General features: G+C 60.5%; 25 protein-coding genes. 12 read left to right on the forward strand and 13 right to left on the reverse strand.

Annotated elements, in window-relative coordinates; translation table 11 throughout:
• Positions 1 to 139 precede the first annotated feature (139 nt).
• Both ACW9HW_RS19560 and ACW9HW_RS19565 read right to left on the reverse strand, forming a co-directional pair.
• Positions 140 to 535 carry a YbaN family protein gene (locus ACW9HW_RS19560; protein ID WP_457401355.1) on the reverse strand — a complete coding sequence of 132 codons (396 nt, stop codon included), beginning with the start codon at positions 533 to 535 and terminating at the stop codon, positions 140 to 142.
• 10 nt (positions 536 to 545) lie between these two features.
• Complete coding sequence (locus ACW9HW_RS19565; protein ID WP_401308999.1) at positions 546 to 1,133, reverse strand: UPF0149 family protein; 588 nt, start codon at positions 1,131 to 1,133, stop codon at positions 546 to 548.
• A 414-nt stretch (positions 1,134 to 1,547) separates the two neighbouring features.
• Here ACW9HW_RS19565 and recQ point away from each other — a divergent pair, with 414 nt between their 5' ends.
• From recQ to ACW9HW_RS19585, 4 genes are all read left to right on the forward strand, one after another.
• Positions 1,548 to 3,674, forward strand: coding sequence for a DNA helicase RecQ (recQ, locus tag ACW9HW_RS19570; protein ID WP_457401357.1), 2,127 nt, complete (start codon positions 1,548 to 1,550; stop codon positions 3,672 to 3,674).
• A gap of 119 nt (positions 3,675 to 3,793) precedes the next feature.
• Positions 3,794 to 4,228, forward strand: a complete 435-nt coding sequence (locus tag ACW9HW_RS19575) for a MarR family transcriptional regulator (RefSeq protein WP_095196424.1) — start codon at positions 3,794 to 3,796, stop codon at positions 4,226 to 4,228.
• Positions 4,229 to 4,355: 127 nt separating this feature from the next.
• Positions 4,356 to 5,849, forward strand: coding sequence for a FimV/HubP family polar landmark protein (locus ACW9HW_RS19580; RefSeq protein ID WP_457401359.1), 1,494 nt, complete (start codon positions 4,356 to 4,358; stop codon positions 5,847 to 5,849).
• A gap of 190 nt (positions 5,850 to 6,039) precedes the next feature.
• Positions 6,040 to 6,327, forward strand: a complete 288-nt coding sequence (locus ACW9HW_RS19585; protein WP_095196425.1) for a SelT/SelW/SelH family protein — start codon at positions 6,040 to 6,042, stop codon at positions 6,325 to 6,327.
• Here ACW9HW_RS19585 and ACW9HW_RS19590 read toward each other — a convergent pair.
• Together ACW9HW_RS19590 and ACW9HW_RS19595 are read right to left on the reverse strand one after the other, a co-directional pair.
• Entirely contained in the window at positions 6,321 to 7,214 is an 894-nt protein-coding gene (locus tag ACW9HW_RS19590; RefSeq protein WP_457401361.1) for a DMT family transporter, read from the reverse strand. The two genes, ACW9HW_RS19585 and ACW9HW_RS19590, sit on opposite strands and share 7 nt — an antisense overlap.
• Before the next feature lie 76 nt (positions 7,215 to 7,290).
• Positions 7,291 to 8,049: a helix-turn-helix transcriptional regulator gene (locus ACW9HW_RS19595; protein ID WP_095196427.1), complete on the reverse strand. Its 759-nt coding sequence runs from the start codon at positions 8,047 to 8,049 to the stop codon at positions 7,291 to 7,293.
• 135 nt (positions 8,050 to 8,184) lie between these two features.
• Here ACW9HW_RS19595 and ACW9HW_RS19600 point away from each other — a divergent pair, with 135 nt between their 5' ends.
• Complete coding sequence (locus ACW9HW_RS19600; protein WP_095196428.1) at positions 8,185 to 9,000, forward strand: UDP-2,3-diacylglucosamine diphosphatase; 816 nt, start codon at positions 8,185 to 8,187, stop codon at positions 8,998 to 9,000.
• A gap of 125 nt (positions 9,001 to 9,125) precedes the next feature.
• Here ACW9HW_RS19600 and ACW9HW_RS19605 read toward each other — a convergent pair whose 3' ends face one another.
• Together ACW9HW_RS19605 and ACW9HW_RS19610 are read right to left on the reverse strand one after the other, a co-directional pair.
• Positions 9,126 to 9,716 carry an HD domain-containing protein gene (locus ACW9HW_RS19605; protein ID WP_457401364.1) on the reverse strand — a complete coding sequence of 197 codons (591 nt, stop codon included), beginning with the start codon at positions 9,714 to 9,716 and terminating at the stop codon, positions 9,126 to 9,128.
• Between the two features lie 18 nt (positions 9,717 to 9,734).
• A complete protein-coding gene (locus ACW9HW_RS19610) occupies positions 9,735 to 10,046 on the reverse strand; it encodes a DUF962 domain-containing protein (protein WP_095196430.1) in 312 nt (103 codons plus the stop codon).
• A gap of 160 nt (positions 10,047 to 10,206) precedes the next feature.
• On the opposite strand from ACW9HW_RS19610, the gene ACW9HW_RS19615 reads away from it, so the two are divergent.
• Complete coding sequence (locus ACW9HW_RS19615; RefSeq protein ID WP_218274055.1) at positions 10,207 to 11,268, forward strand: AraC family transcriptional regulator; 1,062 nt, start codon at positions 10,207 to 10,209, stop codon at positions 11,266 to 11,268.
• Here ACW9HW_RS19615 and ACW9HW_RS19620 read toward each other — a convergent pair.
• On the reverse strand, positions 11,225 to 12,679 hold the full coding sequence (locus ACW9HW_RS19620; RefSeq protein ID WP_095196432.1) for a TrkH family potassium uptake protein: 1,455 nt from the start codon (positions 12,677 to 12,679) through the stop codon (positions 11,225 to 11,227). The genes ACW9HW_RS19615 and ACW9HW_RS19620 overlap by 44 nt on opposite strands.
• Positions 12,680 to 12,800: 121 nt before the next feature.
• On the opposite strand from ACW9HW_RS19620, the gene ACW9HW_RS19625 reads away from it, so the two are divergent.
• Positions 12,801 to 13,367, forward strand: coding sequence for an NAD(P)H nitroreductase (locus ACW9HW_RS19625; protein ID WP_457401366.1), 567 nt, complete (start codon positions 12,801 to 12,803; stop codon positions 13,365 to 13,367).
• Positions 13,368 to 13,481: 114 nt separating this feature from the next.
• Here ACW9HW_RS19625 and ACW9HW_RS19630 read toward each other — a convergent pair whose 3' ends face one another.
• From ACW9HW_RS19630 to ACW9HW_RS19655, 6 genes are all read right to left on the reverse strand, one after another.
• Positions 13,482 to 14,819, reverse strand: a complete 1,338-nt coding sequence (locus ACW9HW_RS19630; protein WP_457401367.1) for an ATP-binding protein — start codon at positions 14,817 to 14,819, stop codon at positions 13,482 to 13,484.
• A 184-nt stretch (positions 14,820 to 15,003) separates the two neighbouring features.
• Entirely contained in the window at positions 15,004 to 15,453 is a 450-nt protein-coding gene (locus ACW9HW_RS19635; protein ID WP_457401369.1) for a Spy/CpxP family protein refolding chaperone, read from the reverse strand.
• Positions 15,454 to 15,665: 212 nt separating this feature from the next.
• A complete protein-coding gene (locus tag ACW9HW_RS19640; RefSeq protein WP_095196442.1) occupies positions 15,666 to 16,343 on the reverse strand; it encodes a response regulator transcription factor in 678 nt (225 codons plus the stop codon).
• Between the two features lie 7 nt (positions 16,344 to 16,350).
• Positions 16,351 to 16,764 (reverse strand): translation initiation factor 2, encoded by a 414-nt coding sequence (locus tag ACW9HW_RS19645; RefSeq protein ID WP_457401371.1) that lies wholly within the window; start codon positions 16,762 to 16,764, stop codon positions 16,351 to 16,353.
• A gap of 120 nt (positions 16,765 to 16,884) precedes the next feature.
• Positions 16,885 to 17,184 carry a YciI family protein gene (locus tag ACW9HW_RS19650; protein WP_007984134.1) on the reverse strand — a complete coding sequence of 100 codons (300 nt, stop codon included), beginning with the start codon at positions 17,182 to 17,184 and terminating at the stop codon, positions 16,885 to 16,887.
• 1 nt (position 17,185) lies between these two features.
• On the reverse strand, positions 17,186 to 17,782 hold the full coding sequence (locus tag ACW9HW_RS19655; protein WP_095196444.1) for a septation protein A: 597 nt from the start codon (positions 17,780 to 17,782) through the stop codon (positions 17,186 to 17,188).
• Between the two features lie 87 nt (positions 17,783 to 17,869).
• On the opposite strand from ACW9HW_RS19655, the gene ACW9HW_RS19660 reads away from it, so the two are divergent.
• The 5 genes from ACW9HW_RS19660 to rluB all read left to right on the forward strand — a co-directional run bounded on the left by ACW9HW_RS19660 (position 17,870) and on the right by rluB (position 22,595).
• Positions 17,870 to 18,733 carry a PHP domain-containing protein gene (locus ACW9HW_RS19660; protein WP_095196445.1) on the forward strand — a complete coding sequence of 288 codons (864 nt, stop codon included), beginning with the start codon at positions 17,870 to 17,872 and terminating at the stop codon, positions 18,731 to 18,733.
• Between the two features lie 13 nt (positions 18,734 to 18,746).
• Positions 18,747 to 19,376 (forward strand): L-threonylcarbamoyladenylate synthase, encoded by a 630-nt coding sequence (locus ACW9HW_RS19665; RefSeq protein WP_095196446.1) that lies wholly within the window; start codon positions 18,747 to 18,749, stop codon positions 19,374 to 19,376.
• Between the two features lie 120 nt (positions 19,377 to 19,496).
• Positions 19,497 to 20,195, forward strand: a complete 699-nt coding sequence (locus ACW9HW_RS19670) for a segregation and condensation protein A (RefSeq protein WP_170948721.1) — start codon at positions 19,497 to 19,499, stop codon at positions 20,193 to 20,195.
• 11 nt (positions 20,196 to 20,206) lie between these two features.
• Complete coding sequence (gene scpB / locus ACW9HW_RS19675) at positions 20,207 to 21,166, forward strand: SMC-Scp complex subunit ScpB (RefSeq protein WP_095196448.1); 960 nt, start codon at positions 20,207 to 20,209, stop codon at positions 21,164 to 21,166.
• 196 nt (positions 21,167 to 21,362) lie between these two features.
• A complete protein-coding gene (rluB, locus tag ACW9HW_RS19680) occupies positions 21,363 to 22,595 on the forward strand; it encodes a 23S rRNA pseudouridine(2605) synthase RluB (protein WP_095196449.1) in 1,233 nt (410 codons plus the stop codon).
• Positions 22,596 to 22,748 lie beyond the last annotated feature (153 nt).

The raw sequence follows: 22,748 nt of genomic DNA on the forward strand, positions 1-22,748 counted from the left end.
AAGAGCCCTTGGTTACTTGGGGCTTTTCCAAGTGACCCGCTGTAAAAGCGGAACCATTAGTGGCCGTTACCGCAGGAATGGATATGTACACAATTCAAAAGCCAGCTGCGCGTTCAACCCAAAAGGCCCGAGGACGAACTCAAGACTTGCGCAGGGTCTTCTGCCTGAGAATATAAACCGTCACCAACACCGCACTGGTCAGCATGAACCCGCGCGCCCAAGGCATCGGCACCAGATAACAGGAAAACAGAATACTCATCCACATCAGGCCAATGGCGTAGACCTTGCCCTTGAGCGGAATGCCATTGCCATCGAGATAGTCGCGAATCCATGGCCCGAGCCGTGGATGCTGCACCAGCCATTGATAGAAGCGGGGTGAACTGCGGGCGAAACAGGCGGCTGCCAGCAACAGGAAGGGAGTGGTGGGCAACACCGGCAGGAAAATCCCGATCACCCCCAGCGCTACGCTCAGGCAGCCGATGGCCAGCAGCACGTAGCGCAACATCAGGGGGCGGTTGCCTATGGGGTTGTCCATAGGCAGGACCTTAGTGGTGACGAGGCTTGAGAATCGCCGGTTTTTCGTCTGGTGCGTTGCACAGCAGGTACAGCGCAGTCAGGGCTTCCGGGATCTGCACGATCATGTCATCCATCAGGTTGGCATCGGCGGCAATGTCGGAGAACTCCGGTTGCTCGTCGAACAGTCCCGAACCGACCATGATCGGCAGCAGCATTTCGCTGACTTCGTCTTCGGCGGTTTCGAACCAGGCTTCTTCGCGCAGGAACACGCCTTCCATGAAGCCGATGCACCAGCCGCGCAGTTCGGAATCGTCCGGATCGTCGCCCAGGTCGAGATCGCACGGCAGCTCGAACTCTTCATCGGAGGCCAGTTGACGGGCGATGTGCGCCTTGAGGCCGATCAACGTGGCTTCGATCTCTTCGCGCTGGGCTTCGCTGCTGTAATGCGGCTCCTCAGCGAAAAGTGCGTCGATCCACTCACGATCGGGAACGGTTTCAGAACAGATCGACAGCGCGGTGAGGTAGCCGTGGGCGGCCACGTAGTCCAGCGCCTCGTCATGCAGTTCATCGGCGTCGAGGAAGACTTGCAGGCGGGTTAGTTGCTCAGCGAAGGACATTAAAGGGCTACCTTGGGGAATATTCGATGCGGGAATTCTAGGCCTTCTTGAGCGCTTGGGCCAGCCGCGCGGCATATTTGCGCCATTGCGACCTTGCGCAACACCGTAATCCTTGTGGGAGCGAGCCTGCTCGCGAATGCGGCATCACATTCAACATCAATGTTTACTGACCCATCGCTTTCACGAGCAGGCTCGCTCCCACAGGTTTTTGCATTGCAATCGCATTCGTGTGTCTTCTCAGTGGCGCCCTTTGCCGGTCAGGGCTCGGGTATACTCGCGCGTTTTGTGATGCCCTGCTGGTGTCACGGCTGAAATGTAAGGCGTCATGCAATGCACACTTACGATTTGTCGGAGCAGCATTGCGGGTTCTGAACCAGCCTTTGCAGGGATGTTTCGGTGATTTTTGGAGTTTCTATGCTCGAACAGGCTCAACGCGTCCTCAAGGACATCTTCGGCTACGACAGTTTCCGTGGTCGCCAGGGTGCAATCATTGAGCGCGTGGCCAGTGGCGGCGATGCCCTGGTCCTGATGCCTACCGGTGGCGGCAAGTCCCTGTGCTTCCAGGTGCCGGCGCTGCTGCGCGAAGGCCTGGCGGTGGTGGTATCGCCGTTGATCGCCTTGATGGACGACCAGGTCGCCACCCTCGAAGAGCTGGGCGTAGCCGCCGCGGCATTGAACTCCACCCTCAGCGCCGAGCAGCAACGCGATCTGGCGGCCCGCATCCGGCGCGGCGAGGTGAAAATGCTTTACCTCGCCCCGGAACGCCTGGTCCAGCCGCGCATGCTGGCCTTCCTGCAAGGGCTGAACATCGCCCTGTTCGCCATCGACGAAGCGCACTGCGTGTCGCAGTGGGGTCACGACTTCCGCCCGGAATACCTGCAACTGGGCCAGTTGGCGGAAATGTTCCCCGATGTACCGCGCATCGCCCTGACCGCCACCGCTGACAAGCGCACCCGCGAAGAAATCGTCACCCGCCTGCACCTGCAGAACGCGGAGCGCTTTCTGTCGAGCTTCGACCGCCCCAACATTTTTTACCGCATCGTGCCCAAGGAACAGCCGCGCAAGCAGTTGCTGGCCTTCCTGGCCGAGCGGCGCAGCGATGCCGGCATCGTTTATTGCCTGTCGCGCAAAAAGGTCGAGGAAGTCGCTGCATTCCTCACTGAACAAGGCTTCCCGGCGCTGCCGTACCACGCCGGCCTGCCCAATGAGCTGCGCGCCTATCACCAGAAACGCTTCCTCAACGAGGAGGGCCTGATCATGGTCGCCACCGTGGCGTTCGGCATGGGCATCGACAAGCCCAACGTGCGCTTCGTCGCGCACCTCGATTTGCCGAAATCCCTGGAGGCCTATTACCAGGAAACCGGGCGTGGTGGCCGTGATGGCCTGCCGGCGGATGCCTGGATGGCCTACGGCCTGCAAGATGTGGTGATGCTCAAGCAGATGCTGCAGAACTCCGAGGGCGACGAACGCCACAAGCGCCTGGAACAGCACAAGCTCGATGCCATGCTCTCGTTGTGCGAAGAGACCCGCTGCCGTCGCCAGACCCTGCTGGCCTATTTCGATGAAGACATGCCAGAGCCTTGCGGCCACTGCGACAACTGCATCGATGGCGTGCAGACCTGGGATGCCACCGAGCCTGCACGTCAGGCGTTGTCGGCGATCTTCCGCACCGGCCAGCGCTACGGTGTGGGGCATCTGGTGGATGTGTTGATGGGCAAGGACAACGAGAAGGTACGCAGTTTCGGTCATCAGCACCTGTCGGTGTACGGTGTCGGCAAGGCGCTTGGCGAGAGCGAATGGCGCTCGCTGTTCCGTCAGTTGGTGGCCCGTGGCCTGGCCGACGTTGATCATGAAGGCTACGGCGGCCTGCGCTTGAGCGATACGTGCCGGCCGCTGCTCAAGGGGGAAGTGACCCTGGAACTGCGTCGCGACCTCAAGGCGCAAACCACGGCGAAAACCAGCAAGAGCCAGGCCAGCCAATTGGTGCGTGGCGAAGAGCGCGAGCAATGGGAAGCCTTGCGCGCCTTGCGTCGCAAGCTCGCCGAAGAGCATGGCGTGCCGCCGTACGTCATCTTCCCCGATTCGACCTTGCTGGAAATGCTGCGCAGCCAGCCAACCTCGCTGGCGGAAATGGCCCGGGTCAGCGGTGTCGGCGCGCGCAAGCTGGAACGCTATGGCGAGGCCTTCCTGGAAGTACTTGGCGGTCAGGTCGAAGCACCGAAGCCGGTGGCCGATGTGCGCCACGAGCTGATCACCCTGGCGCGGGCGGGCATGACACCGGTGCAAATCGCCGGTCAGTTGCAATGCTCGGAAAAAAACGTCTACACCATGCTCGCCGAGGCCATCGGCAAACAGCAGTTATCGCTGGAGCAGGCGCTGGATTTGCCCGAAGACTTGATGGGTGAAGTCCAGGATGCATTCCTCGACGGAGAAGGCGAGTTGCCGCCGGTGTCGGAGATTTCAGCCTTGTTCGCAGGACGAGTGCCGGAGGGGGTCTTGTACTGTGTTCGGGCCGCGCTGCAGTCCGAATTCGAGATTTAAGTGACCCGTCTCACTGATGTAACGATTCAGTACAGAACAGGCCTTGCCTCCAGTCGAGGCTCATGCTTAGCTGACTAATAATTAGTATTTCTCTATTTCAGTCTAACCATGAGTGTTTTATGCCGTTAACCGATCAACACCGCTTTGGCATGCAACTGGCCCAGATGTCGCGCGGCTGGCGTGCCGAACTGGACCGCCGTCTGGCTGGCCTCGGCCTGTCTCAGGCACGCTGGCTGGTGCTGCTGCATCTGGCGCGTTTCGACGAAGCCCCGACCCAGCGTGAACTGGCGCAAAGCGTCGGCGTCGAAGGACCAACCCTGGCCCGCCTGCTCGATAGCCTGGAAAGCCAGGGCCTGGTGCAACGCCAATCGGTTCTGGAAGACCGTCGGGCGAAAAAGATCGTCCTCTGTGCTCCCGCGCTTCCTCTGATTGAACAAATTGAAACCATTGCCACTCAACTGCGTCATGAACTGTTCGAAGGCGTCGATGAGGCGGATTTGAAGGTCTGCATGCGGGTTCATGGGCACATATTGGCCAACCTGGAAAAATCTTGAGGCACAACACCGGGCCAGACTTTTGAGAGACCGCTTTTAGCTGACTATAAGAACTACTGCGCAATATCGTGTTCGTACCGGATGTGCGATCACGTGCAAGTTGGTTCTGGTTACCTAAGGGATGCTCATGCTTGAGAGTCGGCTAGTCGTTGTACGGGGTTGCGTCAGGTGGTTGCTGGCCGGTGCTGCTGTCACTTGGTCAGCCTTGGCGCCAGCACTGGGCCTGGGTGAAATCACCCTGCATTCGGCGCTGAATCAACCGCTACGCGCCGACATTACCCTGGTGGATGCCGCGGGTCTGGAGGAAGGCGAGCTGTCGGTCAGCCTGGCGACGGCAGAGGAATTCAGTCGCGCAGGTGTCGAGCGGGGGTTCTTCCTCAACGACCTGAAATTTACACCTGTGCTGCGAGGCAACCGCAGCCTGATCCAGGTGACATCCAGTAAACCTGTCAACGAACCCTTCCTGAATTTCCTCGTGCAGCTCCATCAGCCCAACGGTCGCTTGCTGCGCGAGTACACGGTTTTAATCGATCCCCCGGGAACGCCGGGCATTGAGCCTGCCACTGATGAGTCGGTGGCCAGTCTTCCGGCTTCCGCCTTTCCCAGCGTCCAGCCCGCCGTCGCGCCTGCGCCCAGGGAACCGCTGCCAAAACCTGCCGCCGCACCCACGCCGGACCCACTTGCCGAGCAATTGGCGGCGAGTGTCTTGCAGAGCCAGCAGTTGCAGTCAACTGTCGATGAACTCAACGCGAAGCTCCAGGCACAGGATGAGCAGATCGCCGTCGAGAAAAAGCAGGTGACCGAGCTGCAAACCCGATTGGCCGAGGTCGAGCAAGCCAGAACAGCACCGGCTGCACCCGTTGCCGTGACTCCCGCACCAGTGATCGCCGAGGAACCCGGGACTGACTGGTTGTTGATCGGCGGACTGTTGGTGCTGTTGGCGTTGCTGTTGCTGGCCGTATGGGTTCGCCGTCAACGGCAACAGGTTCAGGCAACGTTCGGATCGGCAGCCGCTCAGCCGTCCCCGCATGAGCCGCTGTTCAGTCACGCAGAACCGGTACAGCCTGCTTTGGTGCTGCAATCGATGCACGCTCAGCCAGAAGAGACGCCTGCGAATGATGTGCCGCAAGCGCAGACGCAAGAAAACAGCCTGCGCAATGCCGGGTTTGATGCGCAAAAGCTTCAGGACATCCGCGCCCGCCACTCGAAAATGGGGCCGGTCGCTGTCGCGGCCTCCACCGCATTGCCCTTCACCCCGACACCCAAGACCATTCCCAACGACGAGTTCCAGTTGAACCTGGATGACCTGTCGATGGATGCGAATTGGGACCTGGTCGATCCGTTTGAAACTTCGCCATCCAGCGAACCGGCACTGCCGCAGCCCGAGATTGAATGGGAAATCGAACCAGCCTCGCGGCCCCTGGACGACAGCTTTCTCGACGAAACAGTGAGCCAGGATCGTCCGGCCGAGCCCAGTAACGCAGGCAAACTGGAGCAAGTCCGGACTTGCATTGATGACGGTGATAGGGACAGCGCCATCGAACTGCTCGACGAGTTGCTCAAAGAAGCCGATGAGCCATTGAAACAGACGGCCCGCAGTCTGTTGGCGGGAATACGATAATCTATTGCATTGAAACAAACTGTGGCGAGGGAGCTTGCTCCCGTTGGGCTGCGAAGTGGCCCCAAAACCTGAAGCCGCGTTTATCCTGGCACACTGCATTCATCGTTTTTACGACTGCTTCGCAGCTGAACGGGAGCAAGCTCCCTCGCCACATTTATTCTTATTCTGCGTTTCAGGAATTTCGCCGATCATGACCACCCCAAAACCGGAAATCGTCATCACCTATTGCACCCAGTGCCAGTGGCTGTTGCGCGCGGCCTGGCTGGCCCAGGAGCTGCTCAGTACCTTTGGCGACGACCTCGGCAAAGTGTCTCTGGTGCCCGGCACCGGCGGGGTTTTTCACATTTTCTGTGACGATGTGCAGATCTGGGAGCGCAAGGCCGACGGCGGTTTCCCCGAGGCCAAGGTGCTCAAGCAGCGGGTCCGCGACCGCATCGATCCGGACCGCGACCTGGGACACAACGACCGTACTCAGTGAGATGCCGCTTCCGCGGCAACGGCTTTCTTGCTCGAGCTACTCGAGAGCCTGCTGGACACCACGATCGCAACGATGATCAGCGCGCCTCCGAGCAACATGCGCAGGGTCGGGTTTTCATTGAACAACAGCCAGGCCATGGTGATGCCATACACCGGCTCGAGGGCGAAGACCACTGCGGCGGTCCGCGCCTTGATCACCGCCAGGCTGGCGACGAACAGGCTGTGGGCGACGCCGGTGCAGAATACCCCGAGCAGGCCGATCCACAGCCAGTCGATGGGGCGCACAGCGCTCAATTGCGGTGCCGCCACCGGCAACAGGCACAGGGCAACCACCACGTTCTGACACAACGCCGCCTGCACTGGCGGGATGCGTGCGGAGCTGGCGCGGTTAGTCAGTGACAGCAGGGCAAACAGCAAGCCGGAAGCCACCGCCCAGAGCAGGCCGGTCGTGGCTCCGCTGGCCAGATCGAACTCAGGCGTAACGAGCACCAGTCCGACACTGACCAGCGCCACCAAGATGATTTCATTGGCGCGAATCCGCTCGCGGAAGATCAGCCCTTCGAGGATGACGGTAAAGGCCGGGAAGCTGGCAAAGCCCAGGGTCGCGATGGCCACGCCGGCAACCTTCACCGCAATAAAGAAACTGACCCAATGTCCGGCCAGCAACAAGCCGCTGAGCAAGAGTCGGCGCCAATCAACGGCTTCGAGTCTTTGCCAGCGGGTGTTACTGGCGAACCGCGCAAAGAATGCCAGCGCCAACACCGCGAACGCCGCCCGGCCGAAGACGATGATGGCCGGTGAAGCGGCGGCAAGTTTGCCGAACACACCGGTCAGGCCGAACATCAGTGCGCCGATATGCAAAGCGCCAAGGGCGGTACGGGGAGTCATGGCAATCCTTGGTAAACGTATTGAACCCGGCCATTTAACCGCGCCCGCCGCCGTTGTGTCTGTCGCCAGACTCGCGTTATTTGTCGCCAGCCTCGCGCCGCAGTTTGCCGGGCGATGCACCGAACTCGCGCAGCACCGCGGCGGCAAAGGCACTTTGGGAACTGTAGCCGACTCGACTGGCAATCTCGCCAATGGGCAGGGCAGAGTCGCGCAACAACCCCACCGCCTTGTGCAGGCGTCGGCTGCGGATGTAGTCCATCGGCGTCTGGCCGCATTCGGCCACGAACCGTGCATGCAAGCGAGCGCTGGAGAGGCCGGCGACGCGGGCCAGATCGGCCACCTGCAACGGGTAGGCGGCGTATTGGTCGATGTGCGCATTCAGCGCCGCATAGGGCAGGCGCCGCCCGCCGACACTCTCGGGCCTGGCATTATTGAGGCTGGCCAGCAACAGCACCGCGCCTTGTTGCGCAATCACTGGATCATCGACCGGACTGTTGGCCAGCCAATGGACCAACTGGCTTTGTCCGGCATTCAGCGACAACCGGCCGGCGTTATCGAGCAAGCGGCGACTGGCCTCGGCATGATCGCCCAGGGACTGGCCAAGCCATTGATCACCCGGCACATCCAGCACCAGGCAACGGCTGCCATTGGCGCTGCCGCACGCATGATGAAACCCCGAAGGGACCACCACGAAACTCTGCTGAACCACCTGGCTGCCACGTCCGTCGACCTCGAAATCCAGGGCACCCGACAGCCCGAACACCAGTTGCGCGTGTTCGTGACTGTGGACGATCAGGTCTTCGGTGTACTGGCGAAGTGTGAGGATGGGGCGCATCGCAGGTCTCCCGGTCAAGGGGGCCAGTCTACACCGAGGTGGGCTGCGCGCGTTGTCACAGGACTGACTTGCCGCTGTCATGGTCGATTAACCCGACTGGCGCAAGCTTGCCAAAACTTGTCCTGAGGGTTGCCCATGACCAGCGCCGAGCTCGCCAAACCCAGCCGTAAGCAACGTGTGCGGACCTTGTGGATTTCCGATGTGCACCTGGGCACGCGCGATTGCCAGGCCGAACACCTTTCGCAGTTTCTCAAGGGTTATCACGCGGATAAAATCTACCTGGTCGGCGATATCATCGACGGCTGGAAACTGCGAAGCGGCATGTACTGGCCACAGGCGCACACCAACGTGATCCGGCGCCTGTTGACCATGAGCAAGCGCGGCACCGAGGTGATCTACGTCACCGGCAACCACGATGAATTCCTGCGCCGATATTCAAAGCTGATCCTGGGCAATATCCAGTTGGTGGACGAAGCGGTGCACGTGACCGCCGATGGTCGGCATCTGCTGGTGATCCACGGCGACCAGTTCGACGTGATTACCCGTTACCACCGCTGGCTGGCGTTTCTCGGCGATTCCGCCTACGAATTCACCCTGACCCTCAACCGCTGGCTCAACCATTGGCGCGCCCGTTATGGCTACGGTTACTGGTCGCTGTCGGCATACCTCAAGCACAAGGTGAAAACCGCGGTCAGCTTCATCAGCGACTTTGAAGAAGCTATCGCCCATGAATGCGTCAAGCGCGAGCTGCATGGCGTGGTCTGCGGGCACATTCACCATGCCGAGATTCGCAAGGTCGGCGAGGTGGACTATCTCAATTGTGGCGATTGGGTGGAGTCGTGCACGGCGTTGATCGAGCATTGGGATGGCACGATCGAGCTGTATCGGCTGGCGGATGCCCAGGCGCAGGAGGCGCAGTTAAAGGCGGCGAAGGTGGCGGAACTGGCTTAAAAGTCAAGGCGTCTGGACTGGCCTCTTCGCGAGCAGGCTCGCTCCCACATTAACCGTGTTTACTCGGTCAACTGTGGGAGCGAGCCTGCTCGCGAATGGACCGCGCAGCGGTCCCGCTGGATCTATCAGGCTGGCGAATGCTCCTCCATCGCTGCCTTGTAGATCGAGTTCTTCGGCTGCGCAAACAACCGCGCCATCATCGGTTCGAAAAAGCTCAGCGGCAGTGTGTCATAGGCCGGATCAAACGCCGCCGCATCGTACTTGGCGCAGAACTCGATGGTCGCCTGATATTGCGGATGGCCGTTGAATTGCTCGCGCAGGTGCCGGTCCATGCCCAGGTGGTGGAAGAAGTAATAGCCCTGGAAGATCCCGTGCTTTTCCACCATCCACAAATTCTCGGCGCTCACGAACGGCTTGAGAATCGCCGCCGCGATATCCGGGTGGTTGTAGGAGCCCAGGGTGTCGCCGATGTCATGGAGCAGCGCGCAGACCACATACTCTTCATCGCGACCATCACGCCAGGCGCGGGTGGCGGTTTGCAGGGAGTGGGTCAGTCGATCCACCGGGAAGCCGCCGAAATCACCCTCCAGCAGCTTCAGGTGCGCCACGATCCTTGATGGCAATTGTCGGGCGTAGGCACTGAAATCCGCGGCGATGATCGCCCAGTCTTCCTGCGTGCCATCCTTCATGTGGGTGAAACGGGCATTGGCATTCATCGGCTATCCTCTTTTGAACTAGAACGGCACGCGCCCCAGAATCATGTCCCGATACATGACGAAATCGCCGAGCAGGCTGTAGAAGGGATGCTGGAAGGTCGCAGGGCGATTTTTTTCGAAGAAGAAATGCCCGACCCAGGCAAAGCTGTAACCCGCCAGCGGCAGGGCCCACAACAGCATCCAGGCGCCTCGGCCGATGGTCAGCGCCAGAATGAAAATGACCAGCGTGGTGCCGATGAAGTGCAATCGGCGGCAGGTACTGTTGCTGTGCTCACTGAGGTAATACGGGTAAAACTCAGCAAAGCTGTTGAATCGTCTGATGTTTTCCACGACTGCGATCTCTGTGGTTATTGTTCTGACTGCAAGTTGTTCTGCGGGTAGCTTATTTAAGTCTAGAGTGAACGTAGGCGTCAGCCAGTGACAATCGGCGCCACTTTAGTATCCTTCGGAAATTGGCCGTGACATGCGGCTCATCATGTAAGAACCCGACATGAGCGAACGAACGACTTCTGCAAGCTGGGCGATGGGGATTGTCAAAGCACTGGAAATGGACGGCCTGGATTGCCGGGTTCTGTTCAAACAACTGGGGCTCGACTACGCGGCACTGGATGATCCGGATGCACGCTTCCCGCAAGATTCCATGACACGACTGTGGCAGCGTGCGGTTGAGCTGTCCGGCAACCCCGCAATTGGCCTGAACATGGGCAAGGTGGTGCGACCTGCGCAGTTTCATGTAACCGGTTACGCCTTGATGTCCAGCCAGACCCTGGCCGAGGGCTTTCAGCGCCTGGTGCGTTACCAGCGGATCATTGCCGAAAGTGCCGATCTGAGTTTTCGGCTGCTGGATGAGGGCTACGCGCTGATTTTGACGGTGCATGGCGATCATTTGCCGCCCACCCGTCAAAGCGCCGAAGCCTCGCTGGCGTGCGCCCTGGCGCTGTGCGGCTGGCTGACCGGACGCACACTGCACCCGCGCAAGGTGCTGGTGCAGGGCGATGAACCCGTCAATATCGAACCTTATAAACAAGCCTTCCATGCACCGCTGGTGTTCAACGCGCCATACGATGCGTTGATTTTCGAGCGCGCGGACATGGAAGCACCGCTGCCGACCGCCAACGAGGCCATGGCGCTGCTGCATGACCGGTTTGCCGGTGAATACCTGGCGCGTTTTTCCGAAAGTCGCGTGACCCACAAGGCGCGCCAGGTGCTGTGTCGTCTGTTGCCCCAGGGTGAACCCAAACGTGATGCCGTGGCGCAGACGCTGCACCTGTCACAACGCACGTTGCAGCGGAGATTGCAGGAGGAGGGCACGAGTTTTCAGACGTTGCTCGATGACACCCGGCGAGAACTGGCCGAACAATATCTGGCGCAACCGGCCATGACACTGCTGGAAATTGCCTACCTGTTGGGCTTCGCCGATCCGAGCAATTTCTTCCGCGCCTTCCGCCGCTGGTTCGACACCACACCCGGTGAGTACCGGGTGCGGTTGATGCAGATGCCTGCGCCGGTCAGTGACGCCAGAACGCCGGAATACACAACACAAACACCGTAATGATCTCCAGTCGGCCCAGCAGCATGCCGAACGAGAGAATCCACTTGGCGGCGTCCGGCAGCGAGGCGAAGTTGCCGGCCGGGCCGATGGTCTCGCCCAGGCCCGGGCCGACGCCGGACACCGTACTGGCCGCGCCGGTGAGGGCGGTCATCCAGTCCACGCCGAGCAGCGACAGTAACAGCGCGATCACACAGATGGTGATGGCGAAGAAGAACGAAAAAGTCAGGATCGAACGCACGATCTCTTCATCGAGACGGTGACCGTTGTACTTCTGCTTGATCACCGCGCGCGGGTGGATCAACTGGTTAAGGTTGGCCTTGAGCAGGATGTAGGCTACCTGGAAACGGAAAATCTTGATCCCGCCGGCGGTCGAGCCCGAACAGCCGCCAACGAAGCCCAGATAGAAGAACAGCATCAGCGAGAAGTTGCCCCAAAGGCTGTAGTCCCCCAGGGCGAAACCGGTGGTGGTCACCACCGAGGTCACGTTCAGCGCCACATGCCGCAGTGCCTCCAGCCAATGCAGCTGGGTGGTCCACCAATACCAGGTGCCCAGTATCAGCCAGGTCACCAGTAACATGCCGATCAGGCCTTGAACCTGTTCATCCTTGATCAGCGCACGGCGGTTGCCGCGCAGGGTCGCCACGTACAGGGTGAACGGCAAGCTGCCGAGAATCATGATGACGATGGCCACCCAGTGCACGGCCGGTTGCGTCCACTTGGCCAGGGACAGGTCCGAGGTGGAAAAGCCACCGGTGGAAATCGCCGACATCGCATGGTTGATCGCATCGAATGGACTCATCCCGGCCCACCAGAACGCCAGGCTGCCGAAAATGGTGATGCCGACGTAGGCCGCCACGATCAACCGCGCCACCATGTGCGAGCGGGGCATGACTTTTTCGGAGCGGTCCGACGATTCGGTCTGGAACAGTCGCATGCCACCAATGCGCAGCAATGGCAGGATCGCCACCGCCATGCCGATGAAGCCGATGCCGCCGATCCAGTGCAGCAATGAGCGCCACATCAGGATGCCGGGAGACATGTCGTCCAGGTGATTAAGTACCGTCGACCCCGTGGCGGTGATGCCGGACATGCTTTCGAAGAATGAGTCGGTGTAGCTGATGTGCTGGGTCAATAAAAACGGCAGCGCGGCGAAGATGCACACCACCAGCCAACTGCTGACGGTCAGCAGGTACATGTCCCTTGGCCGAAGATGGACATGCTCGGGGCGCCCCGGAATGACCAGCGCCAGACCGGCGACAAAGGTGATCATGCTGGCCCAGAGGAACGACGGCAGGTCGCCGGTGCGATCGAAGATCACCAGCGTGGCCATGGGCACGACCATGGCGATGGCCAGGGTTATCAGGAAGATGCCGATGATGAAACCAATGAGACGCAAGGTCGGCAACGCCATGAAATCCGCTCGGCTGTAGTAAGGAAGGGCGCCATTCTACCTGTGGGGCAGGGCATGTAAACGGGCATTGCCACGGTAGTTACAGCTAGAATAGCCGCACAATTTTTTCAGGAGGTGGCCGATGCAGGCTCTCGACGTTTTGCTCAACCGTGTTTCCGTCCCGCGCCTGATCGAACCGGCACCTACTCAAGCGCAGCGCGAAGTGTTGTTTGCCGCAGCGATGCGGGCACCGGATCACGGTCATTTGCAGCCTTGGCGGTTCCTGACCGTCGAAGGCGCAGCGCGCGAGCAGATGGGCGAGTTACTGGCTGAAGCGGCGAAGCTGCAAGACAGCGAAGTGACCGACGCGGCCATCGACAAGGCGCGCAACGGTCCTTTGCGCGCCCCCTTGGTGGTCGTGGTGATTGCCCGGTTGCAGGATCACGTCAAGTATCCGAAGTCAGAGCAGATGCTGGCGGCTGGCTGCGCGGCGCACGGGATCTTGCTGGCGGCCTATGCGCAGGGCATTGGTGCGGTGTGGCGTACAGGGGATCTGGCCTATTCGCCGCATGTGGCCAAAGGGTTGGGGCTGGCGGAATGGGAGAAGGTGATTGCGTTCCTTTATCTCGGTACGCCGCTGAAGGAGCCACGTGTGGCGGAGAAGGTGGATCTGGCAGAGTTCGTCAGCGCCTGGCCCGGCAAAGCCTGACACCGTATTTCCCCTGTGGGAGCGAGCCTGCTCGCGAAATCGGAGTGTCAGGCACTGAGATGTTGAGTGTACTGCCGCTTTCGCGAGCAGGCTCGCTCCCACAGGGATTCAGGGTTAGGTGATGGCCCCCGGCACCATCGGCAATTCCAGACTGGCAATAAACCCACCCTCCGGGTGATTGGCCAGCACCAGACTCCCGCCATGCCGTTCCGCCGCACGGCGGGCGATGGCCAGGCCCAGACCGTGTCCGGCTGCGGTCTGCCCGGGCGCCCGGTAGAACGGCTCTCCAAGCTGATTCAAATGTTCGGCGTCGACCCCCGGACCATGATCGCGCACGGTCACCACAATCCGCTCACCCTGTCGCAACGCCTGCATTTCAATCGGTTGCCCGCCTTCCGGGTTGAAGCGCTGAGCATTGCGCAGCAGGTTATCCACAGCGCGCTCGATCATGGTCGGCCACCCTCTGAGGTTCAGTTGCGGCTCGGCTTCAAGGCGAACGTTCTGCTCTGGCGAACCCAGCTGTGCATCCCGTTGCAGCCCGGTGAGCAGCGCATTCAGGTCCACCTCTTCGGCGCTGGCGTTATCGGCATCAACCCGCGCCAACACCAGGATTTCACTGATCAGCGCTTCGAGTCGGTCACACTCACGGGTCAGGCGCGGCCAGAGTTTTTGCCGTTCTTCCGGCGTAGCCCGTTCGGCCAGGGCCAGCGCAATACGCAGGCGGGCGAGGGGCGAGCGCAGTTCGTGGGACACGTCCCGCAGCAGTTGCCGCTGGCTGCCGATCAGGCTTTGCAAACGTGCACCCATGCGGTTGAAATCGTTGGCCAGCACCCCGAATTCGTCGCGGCGGTTCGCCAGTTTGACCAGACTGTTCTGCTGGTAAGTGGTTTGCCCCAGGTCATGCACCGCCCCGCGCAAACGGCTGAGCGGACGGGTGATGGAAAAGGTCACCAACAGGCTGAACAAGGTCAGTACCACCAGGGCGATACCCAGTGCACTCAGTGGCCAGAGCAGGCTTTCACGGTGCCAGGCATCGAGTTCCGGGTGGGGGATGCGGTAGATCAGCAGGTAGGTGTCGCCGGTTTTTTCGCTGGTGTATTCAGCGGTCAGGCGCCGCCATGGCAAGCGCCGGTCATCATTGTTCTGTCGCGCTTCGAAGGCCGCGGCGCGGCGTGGGAAGGTGCCGCGCACCACCGGGTCGCCACTTTCGTTGAGCACCTGAACGTCGATGTGATACTGGCGTTTGCGCTGTTCCAGAATGTCCTGGGCGGCTTCTTCGCCCTGGGCCTCATAGGTTTGCGTCCATTGTTCGGGCAGGGTGTTGAGGCCCGGGTGGCGACTGAGAATCCACGCATCCTGGTTGAGCATGTGCCCGAGCAAAATGGACAGCCCTGCAACCAGGGTGATGGCCAGCCAGAAGCTGGCCAGGATACGCCAGAACAATGAACGCACAGAAAATCCTCAGACAACAATGAATCCGATGTAGGAGCGAGCTTGCTCGCGAAAAACGCAGTGACGACACGTGCTACCTGATGCCGCGCGTTATCGTTGACGTCCATCGCGAGCAAGCTCGCTCCTACAGTAGATCGGAAAACTGAGACCCAACGGTGTTCGCCGTTGGGTCAGGGTTAGATCATTATTGCGCTTTTTGCGCCTGTTGCGCTTTCCATGCCTTGAACTCGGCCCATTCGGCGCGACGTTCAGCCCGTTTTTTCTGGATCTCGTCGAATTTCTTCTGTTGATCCGGTTTCAGCAGCGCCCGCACATCAGCTTCGGCTTTCTTGTGGTTGGCGGCCATCTCGTCTTTCATGGCTTTCTGATCGGCTGGCGAGAGTTTCTCCAGGTACTTGTCGACCACTTGCTTACGCTCATGCATCTGATTGCCCATGATTTTGCGGATCTGCTCGCGCTGTTCGCGGCTCAGGTCCAGCTGGCTGTAGGGGCCTTTGCCGTGCATGCCGTGCATCTGACCGCCGTGGCGCGCTCCATCCATCGGGCCACCCATAGGGCCGGCGCCTTCGGGCATGGCCATGGCAACAGTTGGCAGGGTGGCGGCGAACATCAGAGCGATAAGAGTCTTGCGCATGGTGAATCTCCTTGTCTCATTCCCGGTACGTTCCGGATGAGTACAGATTACGGAGATCAAGGTCAGCGGCGGTCAGCGGAGCGTAAAGCTTGGGTAAAGATGATTTTGCGCAGACCTGACAAAAGCAAACCCTGTAGGCGCTGGCGAAGCCTGCGATCTTTTGATTTTAGTTTGTCGAAGTATCGCCAAAAGATCGCAGCCTGCGGCAGCTCCTAAAGGCTGTAGTAATAACCGCGGCTGCGCAGTGCCACGATGCGCGGACGGCCATCGGGGTGCGGGCCGATTTTCTTGCGCAGGTTGCTGACGTGCATGTCGAGGCTGCGGTCGTATAGCGTCAGCTTGCGGCCGAGGGCGATTTGCGCCAGTTCCTGTTTGTCCAATGGTTCGCCGGGTTGCTTGAGCAGGGCTTCAAGCAGACGGCTTTCGGAAACAGTGAGCGTAAACTCCTGCTCGTCGATGCTGACCACACCGCGCACCGGGCTGAAACACAGATCGCCCAGTTCCATCTGGCTGGACACCGCCGCCGGATGGCTGCGGCGCAACACGGCGCGCAGGCGGGCCGTCAGTTCCCGGGGGTCGCAGGGTTTGGCCAGGTAGTCGTCGGCACCCAGTTCCAGGCCGAGGATACGGTCAAGTGGTTCACCCCGGGCCGAAAGCATCAGTACCGGCAAGTCCGGGTGATCGCTGCGCAGTTGTTTGAGCAGCTCCAGGCCGCTGCCGTCCGGCAGCATGACATCCAGCACCACGGCTGCCGGGGAGGTTTCGGCCAATGCACGACGGGCGCTCTGGCCATTGTGACAGGCACGCACCTGGAAACCTTCCTGGCTCAGCCAACTGCTCAGGAGCTCACACAGCTCCTGGTCATCATCAATCAGTAACAGCTCGCTCATGACTCACTCAATTTAGCCATTGTCGACGTTTTCGACTTGCACCACTGGCGAAGATACCGCAGAGCAGGGCCAATAGCGCAACTCCGGCGCCGATGACGAACCACTGCTGTTGATCGGTCAGCCAGCGCGGAATCGAACTGCCAGCCTGGGCTTCCCGCAGTTGCAGCTTCAGACGCTGGTTTTCCTGGCGCAGCCGGGCCAGTTGGGCGCTTTCGCGTTCGCCATCGGCGCTCTGCAATTGTTTGTTCAATTCTTCTCGTTGCCGCTCGCTTTCCTTCAAGCGTTGCTGCAATTCGTTTATCTGGCTTCCCGCGCTCAAGGACAGCGGCGTGGAGCTGGCGCCCTCGGCACGATCTTCACCGTGGGCGGGGGCCACGATCGACAACGTGACCAACATCAGACACAACGGACCTTTGCGCATCGCGACTCCTGATTCCAATACGAGTATTGGGAAGTTGTCGGCCGGCAAAAGAGAATAATGAGCGATTGAGAGCGCGATGAACCGATAAGGTTCACCGCGCGGGGGATTGCGAGAAGAAAGTTACGGCAGGACTTGCTTGAACGGCTTGACCAAAACGTTGGCGTAGACACCGGCGGCAATGTACGGATCGGCATCGGCCCAGGCCTGGGCGGCGCTCAGGGAATCGAACTCGGCGACGATCAGGCTGCCGGTGAAGCCCGCCGCGCCCGGATCATTGCTGTCGACCGCCGGGTGCGGGCCGGCCAGTACGATGCGACCTTCGCCCTTGAGCACCTGCAGGCGCTCAAGGTGGGCAGGCCGTGCGGCCAGGCGGGCTTCCAGGGAGTTGGCGACGTCTGTGGCAATGATTGCGTAAAGCATGTCAGTCCTCGGTTTTAGGCGATGTGGTATCGGCGTCATGCAGGTGGCGGGACAGGTAGATGCCCTGGCCGACCAGGAAAATCAATGTCATGCCCAGACTGCCGAAGACCTTGAAGTCGACCCAGTAGCTCTGGAAGGTAAACGCAACGAACAGGTTGGCGGCACCGCAAAACAGGAAGAAGGCGATCCAGGCGATGTTCAGGCGCGTCCAGACGGGCTCAGGCAAGGTCAGCGCGTGGCCCATGATGCGTTTGATCAGCAGGCGGTCACCGATGAAGTGGCTGCCGATGAAACCCAGGGCAAACAGCCAGTTGACCACCGGGGCTTTCCATTTCAGGAAGGTCTCGCTGTGGAAGGCCAGGGTCAGGCTGCCGAAGACCAGGCAGGCGACAAGGGTCAGCCACTGGCTCTTCTCCAGCTTGCGCTGTTTGATGAACAGCGTGCCGTAGACCACCAGCGAACTGATGATCAGCATCGCGGTGGCGCTGTAAATACCGCCTACAGTTACCTCATGGCCGGCAATGTCGACGACCCGTGGATCGATTTTGAAGACGATGAAAAACAGCAGGAGCGGGATGAAATCGATGAATTGTTTCACAGTGGCAGCCAGAAGCAGGATGTGGCGGCATAATAACAAACATATGGGCGCGCGATAGCGCCAGCTGATTTGAGGTTACAAAGCCCTGTGAATGTTGATTTGCACTGCCATAGCACGGCCTCCGATGGCGCCCTGGCGCCTGCGGTTCTGGTTGCGCGTGCGTTCGAGAACGGCGTGCGAGTCCTGGCCCTGACCGATCACGACACCCTTGAAGGCCTCGATGAGGCGCGACACGCTGCGAATGCGCTGGGGATGCAACTGGTCAACGGCGTCGAATTGTCCTGTACCTGGGGCGGCGCGACCATTCATGTGCTCGGCTACGGTTTCGACGTCAATGCCGCACCATTGGTCGAGGCGATTGCCAAATTGCACGATGGTCGCTGGCTTCGGTCCGAAGAAATAAGTCGCAAACTGGCGTTGAAGGGCATGCCCGGCGCGCTTGAGGGCGCCCGGGAAATCCAGCAGGCTCTGGGTGACAGCGGCAACGCACCGGCCCGGCCGCACTTCGCCGACTGGATGGTGCGCGAAGGTTTCGTCAAGGACCGCGCCGAAGCCTTTCGCAAATGGTTGGGGGCCGGCAAGCTGGGGGACGTCAAGCAACATTGGCCGACCCTGGAGGAAACCGTCGAAACCCTGCGTTCGGCCAAGGCCTGGGTCAGTCTGGCGCACCCCTGGCACTATGAATTCACCCGCAGCAAACGTCGCCGCCTGATTGCCGACTATATTCAAGCAGGGGGCCACGCGATCGAGGTGGTCAATGGTCATCAGCCTGCCGAGCAAGTGGGCAGCCTGGCGATTCTGGCCCGCGAATTCGGTCTGCTGGTCAGCGCCGGCAGTGATTTTCATGGCCCTGGAGGCTGGTCCGAGATCGGTGAATACCGCCCGCTCCCGGATGATCTGCCACCACTGTGGTGTCGGTTCAAACATGACCCAATTATTGCCGCCGTCTGAACAGGTAGAGAATGTGAGTCAATTTTTCCAGATTCATCCGGAAAACCCGCAAGCGCGCCTGATCAAACAGGCTGTCGAGATCATCCGCAACGGCGGGGTGGTGATCTATCCCACAGACTCTTCCTACGCAATTGGTTGCCAGATCGGCGACAAGGTTGCCGTGGAGCGTGTTCGGCGCCTGCGTCAGCTCGACGAAAAGCACAACTTCGCATTGATCTGCAGCGATCTGTCGCAACTGGGGCTGTTTGCCAAGATCGACACCGGCACCTTCCGCATTCTCAAGGCGCATCTGCCGGGGCCATACACCTTCATTCTCAACGCTACCCGCGAAGTTCCGCGGCTGCTGTTGCACCCGAAAAAACGCACCATCGGCCTGCGTGTGCCGAGCAATCCGATCGCCTTGGCCTTGCTGGCCGAGTTGGGGGAGCCGCTGATGAGCGTCAGCCTGATCATGCCCGGCGATGAAGATCCGCTCACCGATCCCTATGAAATGCGCCAGTTGCTTGAACATCAGGTCGACCTGATCATCGACGGCGGCTTTGGCGGGATCAAGGCGTCCACCGTGATCAGCCTCGCCGACGGCGAGCCGGAAGTGATCCGCGTCGGTTGCGGCGACCCTGCGCCGTTCATGGCCGAGGCCTAGATGTCCGCAGTAGAACCCGTCGACAGTCAGGCCGGAGCCCAGCAAGAGCTGCCCTTCGCCATGGTCTATGGCCAGGCGGTCATGGAAATGCCGCTGGACCTGTACATCCCGCCGGATGCGCTGGAAGTCTTTCTCGAAGCCTTCGAAGGTCCGCTTGACCTGCTGCTGTACCTGATCCGCAAGCAGAACATCAATATCCTCGATATTCCGGTGGCGGAAATCACCCGCCAGTACATGGGCTATGTCGAGTTGATGCAGTCGGTGCGCCTGGAGCTGGCCGCCGAGTACCTGGTGATGGCCGCGATGCTGGCCGAGATCAAGTCGCGAATGCTGCTGCCTCGGGCGGAAACCGTCGAGGACGAGGAAGAAGACCCGCGGGCTGAACTGATCCGTCGCTTGCAGGAATACGAACGCTTCAAGGCAGCCGCTGAGGGTATCGATGGCCTGAGTCGCGTCGGTCGCGATGTGGTAGTGCCCAAGCTCGATGCGCCGGAAGCCCGGGCGCGCAAGCTGTTGCCGGACGTGCGTTTGTCAGAGTTGCTGCTATCCATGGCCGAGGTGCTGCGCCGTGGCGACATGTTCGAAAGCCACCAGGTCAGTCGGGAGGCGCTGTCCACCCGCGAACGCATGAGCGATGTGCTCGAGAGGCTCAAGGGCGGCGGTTTCGTGCCGTTTGTCGAGCTGTTCACCGCCGAGGAAGGGCGGCTGGGCGTGGTAGTGACCTTTATGGCAGTCCTCGAACTGGTCAAGGAATCCCTGGTCGAGCTGGTGCAGAATGAGCCGTTCGCAGCGATCCACGTGCGAGCCCGAGCCGAATAACGAGTTGAATCATGAACCTGAGTGAACCCCGCGAGCTGGCGCCGCTGCTCGAAGCCTTTCTGTTGGCCTCGGGAAAACCGCAATCCCTGGAGCGCCTGTTCGAACTCTTCGAAGAAGGTGAGCGGCCGGAGCCGGCGGTTTTCAAAAAAGCGCTGATCATCCTGGGCAAGTCCTGCGATGGCCGCGCATACGAATTGAAGGAAGTCGCTTCCGGCTATCGCCTGCAAATTCGCGAAAAGTTTTCGCCGTGGGTCGGTCGTTTGTGGGAGGAGCGCCCGCAACGTTATTCCCGGGCGATGCTCGAAACCATCGCGCTGATTGCCTATCGCCAGCCGATCACCCGGGGCGAGATCGAAGACGTGCGGGGTGTGGCGGTCAACAGCCAGATCGTCAAGACGCTGATGGAGCGCGAGTGGATTCGCATCGTCGGTTACCGCGACGTGCCGGGCAAACCGGCGATGTTCGCCACCACCAAGGCGTTTCTCGACCACTTCAACCTGAAAAACCTCGATGATTTGCCACCACTGGCCGAGTTGCGCGAGCTGGAGCCTGATCCGGTGCTTGAGTTCGACGACGCGCCGGTACCGGCCGCGTTGCAGGAACTGGCGGACGCCAGCGCCGAGCCGGAGGAGCCCAAGGAAGAAACCAGCTTCCATACTTTGCTGCTGGAGCTGGACAGCATGGAGGAGGGGCTCAAGACCGACTTCGATGATCTGTTGCGTGATGGTGAGGTGCCTGAAGTTGATCCGGAGCAGACCGACGTCGAACCGGACATCGAACCTGCTCAAGTTGAGCCTGAGCCAGAACCCGAGCAGGAAGACGACATCCTCGGCGTTGCCGAGGCCCGTGAAAAACTGCTTGCCGCCGTTGCCGCGCTTGAACAACCCAAGCCTGAGTTGAGCGACGAGGAAGCAGAAGCCCAAGCCCTGGCCGAAGCCATCGAAGCCGAACGCCGCCAATTCGACGACTGACACTGATCCCAAAGGGATTGATTTTGAACCCACCGGTCGGCGGAAAGCCAGAAACCTTGCATCGATCAGCTAGTCTCTGATGCGCGAACGCCGACATGAGCGTATGATTCGCGACCCTTCGACGATCCCCTCGTCCAAGTTACAGTTTTCAACGTTTCAGGTCCGGCCTGAACAGACCACACCGGGAGGTGCCCAGATGAGTATCAACGACCAGAAAGACGACCAGCCAATCGGCCCAGCAGGCGAAAAACTGCAGAAAGTCCTCGCCCGTATCGGCGTCGGCTCGCGCCGTGATGTGGAAGCCTGGATCAGCCATGGCCGAATCAAGGTCAACGGCAAAGACGCTACCCTCGGTCAGCGCGTCGATATGCATGACGCCATCACCATCGATGGCAAGGTGATCAAGCGCGAAGAAGCCGCCGAGTCGGTACGCCGCGTGATCATGTACAACAAGCCCGATGGCGAAATCTGCACCCGTGTCGACCCGGAAGGTCGTCCGACCGTGTTCGACAAGATGCCGCGTCCGAAAGAAGGTCGCTGGATCAACATCGGTCGTCTGGACATCAACACCACCGGTCTGCTGATGTTCACCACCGACGGTGAGCTGGCCAACCGCCTGATGCACCCTTCCTACGAAATGGACCGTGAGTACGCGGTGCGTGTGCGTGGTGAAGTAGACGACGAGATGATCGAGCGCCTCAAAGCGGGCGTCGTGCTCGAAGACGGCCCGGCCAAGTTCACCGACATCAAGCAGGCACCCGGTGGCGAAGGTTTCAACCACTGGTATCACTGCGTGGTAATGGAAGGCCGTAACCGTGAGGTTCGTCGTCTGTGGGAATCCCAGGGGCTGGTGGTCAGCCGTCTGAAGCGCGTGCGTTTCGGTCCGGTGTTCCTCAACTCCGACCTGCCGATGGGTCGCTGGCGCGAAATGAGCCAGTACGAAGTTGACATTCTGAGCGCTGAAGTGGGCCTGACCCCGGTGGCCATGCCGCAGATGACCGCCAAGAGCAAAGACAAGCTTGAGCGCATGCAGCGTAAATCGTCGCGGCCAATGGCCAAGACGGATCGTGTGCGGACCCTGCGTCCAGCCACCGGTGAGCCGGCTACCAGCCCGCGATCAAACCGTGAGCCACAGATCGAGGGCGAGCGTCCGGGTCGCAAGCCTGCCGCGCGCCAGGACGGTGAGCGTGGCCCACGTACTCCGCGTCCTGCCAACGGTCGCACCGAGCGTGGCGAAGGCCGTGGCGCTCCAGCCGGTCGCGGAACGCCGGTGGCGGACCGTCCGGCCGACACCAAGCGCCCGGCCAAGCCGGCGCCGAAGCGTCCGGGGATCAAGCTGGTCGATGGCGACAAACCGTCGGGCAAGCGCCGCGGTGCGCCGGCCGGATCTGGTCAGCGTCCGGGGTTTGGGCGTCGCAAGCCTGAGTGAAGCAGCGGTAAGCTTCACGTGAAAAACGCCAGCCTTCGGGTTGGCGTTTTTTTTTGCCTGGCTTAAGTGGTGTGGTGTTTTTCAGTCCGCCTTCGCGAGCAGGCTCGCTCCCACAGGGGGGGGTGTCTCTTTGAAAGAACGCATACCCGTGTG

This window comes from Pseudomonas sp. SDO5532_S415 (assembly GCF_054071155.1).

Excerpts from the sequence above, each read along its gene's own strand:
- ACW9HW_RS19560 (WP_457401355.1), bottom strand. The coding sequence starts at position 535 with ATGGACAACCCCATAGGCAACCGCCCCCTGATGTTGCGCTACGTGCTG.
- ACW9HW_RS19565 (WP_401308999.1), bottom strand. The coding sequence starts at position 1,133 with ATGTCCTTCGCTGAGCAACTAACCCGCCTGCAAGTCTTCCTCGACGCC.
- recQ (WP_457401357.1), top strand. The coding sequence starts at position 1,548 with ATGCTCGAACAGGCTCAACGCGTCCTCAAGGACATCTTCGGCTACGAC.
- ACW9HW_RS19575 (WP_095196424.1), top strand. The coding sequence starts at position 3,794 with ATGCCGTTAACCGATCAACACCGCTTTGGCATGCAACTGGCCCAGATG.
- ACW9HW_RS19580 (WP_457401359.1), top strand. The coding sequence starts at position 4,356 with ATGCTTGAGAGTCGGCTAGTCGTTGTACGGGGTTGCGTCAGGTGGTTG.
- ACW9HW_RS19585 (WP_095196425.1), top strand. The coding sequence starts at position 6,040 with ATGACCACCCCAAAACCGGAAATCGTCATCACCTATTGCACCCAGTGC.
- ACW9HW_RS19590 (WP_457401361.1), bottom strand. The coding sequence starts at position 7,214 with ATGACTCCCCGTACCGCCCTTGGCGCTTTGCATATCGGCGCACTGATG.
- ACW9HW_RS19595 (WP_095196427.1), bottom strand. The coding sequence starts at position 8,049 with ATGCGCCCCATCCTCACACTTCGCCAGTACACCGAAGACCTGATCGTC.
- ACW9HW_RS19600 (WP_095196428.1), top strand. The coding sequence starts at position 8,185 with ATGACCAGCGCCGAGCTCGCCAAACCCAGCCGTAAGCAACGTGTGCGG.
- ACW9HW_RS19605 (WP_457401364.1), bottom strand. The coding sequence starts at position 9,716 with ATGAATGCCAATGCCCGTTTCACCCACATGAAGGATGGCACGCAGGAA.
- ACW9HW_RS19615 (WP_218274055.1), top strand. The coding sequence starts at position 10,207 with ATGAGCGAACGAACGACTTCTGCAAGCTGGGCGATGGGGATTGTCAAA.
- ACW9HW_RS19620 (WP_095196432.1), bottom strand. The coding sequence starts at position 12,679 with ATGGCGTTGCCGACCTTGCGTCTCATTGGTTTCATCATCGGCATCTTC.
- ACW9HW_RS19625 (WP_457401366.1), top strand. The coding sequence starts at position 12,801 with ATGCAGGCTCTCGACGTTTTGCTCAACCGTGTTTCCGTCCCGCGCCTG.
- ACW9HW_RS19635 (WP_457401369.1), bottom strand. The coding sequence starts at position 15,453 with ATGCGCAAGACTCTTATCGCTCTGATGTTCGCCGCCACCCTGCCAACT.
- ACW9HW_RS19640 (WP_095196442.1), bottom strand. The coding sequence starts at position 16,343 with ATGAGCGAGCTGTTACTGATTGATGATGACCAGGAGCTGTGTGAGCTC.
- ACW9HW_RS19645 (WP_457401371.1), bottom strand. The coding sequence starts at position 16,764 with ATGCGCAAAGGTCCGTTGTGTCTGATGTTGGTCACGTTGTCGATCGTG.
- ACW9HW_RS19650 (WP_007984134.1), bottom strand. The coding sequence starts at position 17,184 with ATGCTTTACGCAATCATTGCCACAGACGTCGCCAACTCCCTGGAAGCC.
- scpB (WP_095196448.1), top strand. The coding sequence starts at position 20,207 with ATGAACCTGAGTGAACCCCGCGAGCTGGCGCCGCTGCTCGAAGCCTTT.
- rluB (WP_095196449.1), top strand. The coding sequence starts at position 21,363 with ATGAGTATCAACGACCAGAAAGACGACCAGCCAATCGGCCCAGCAGGC.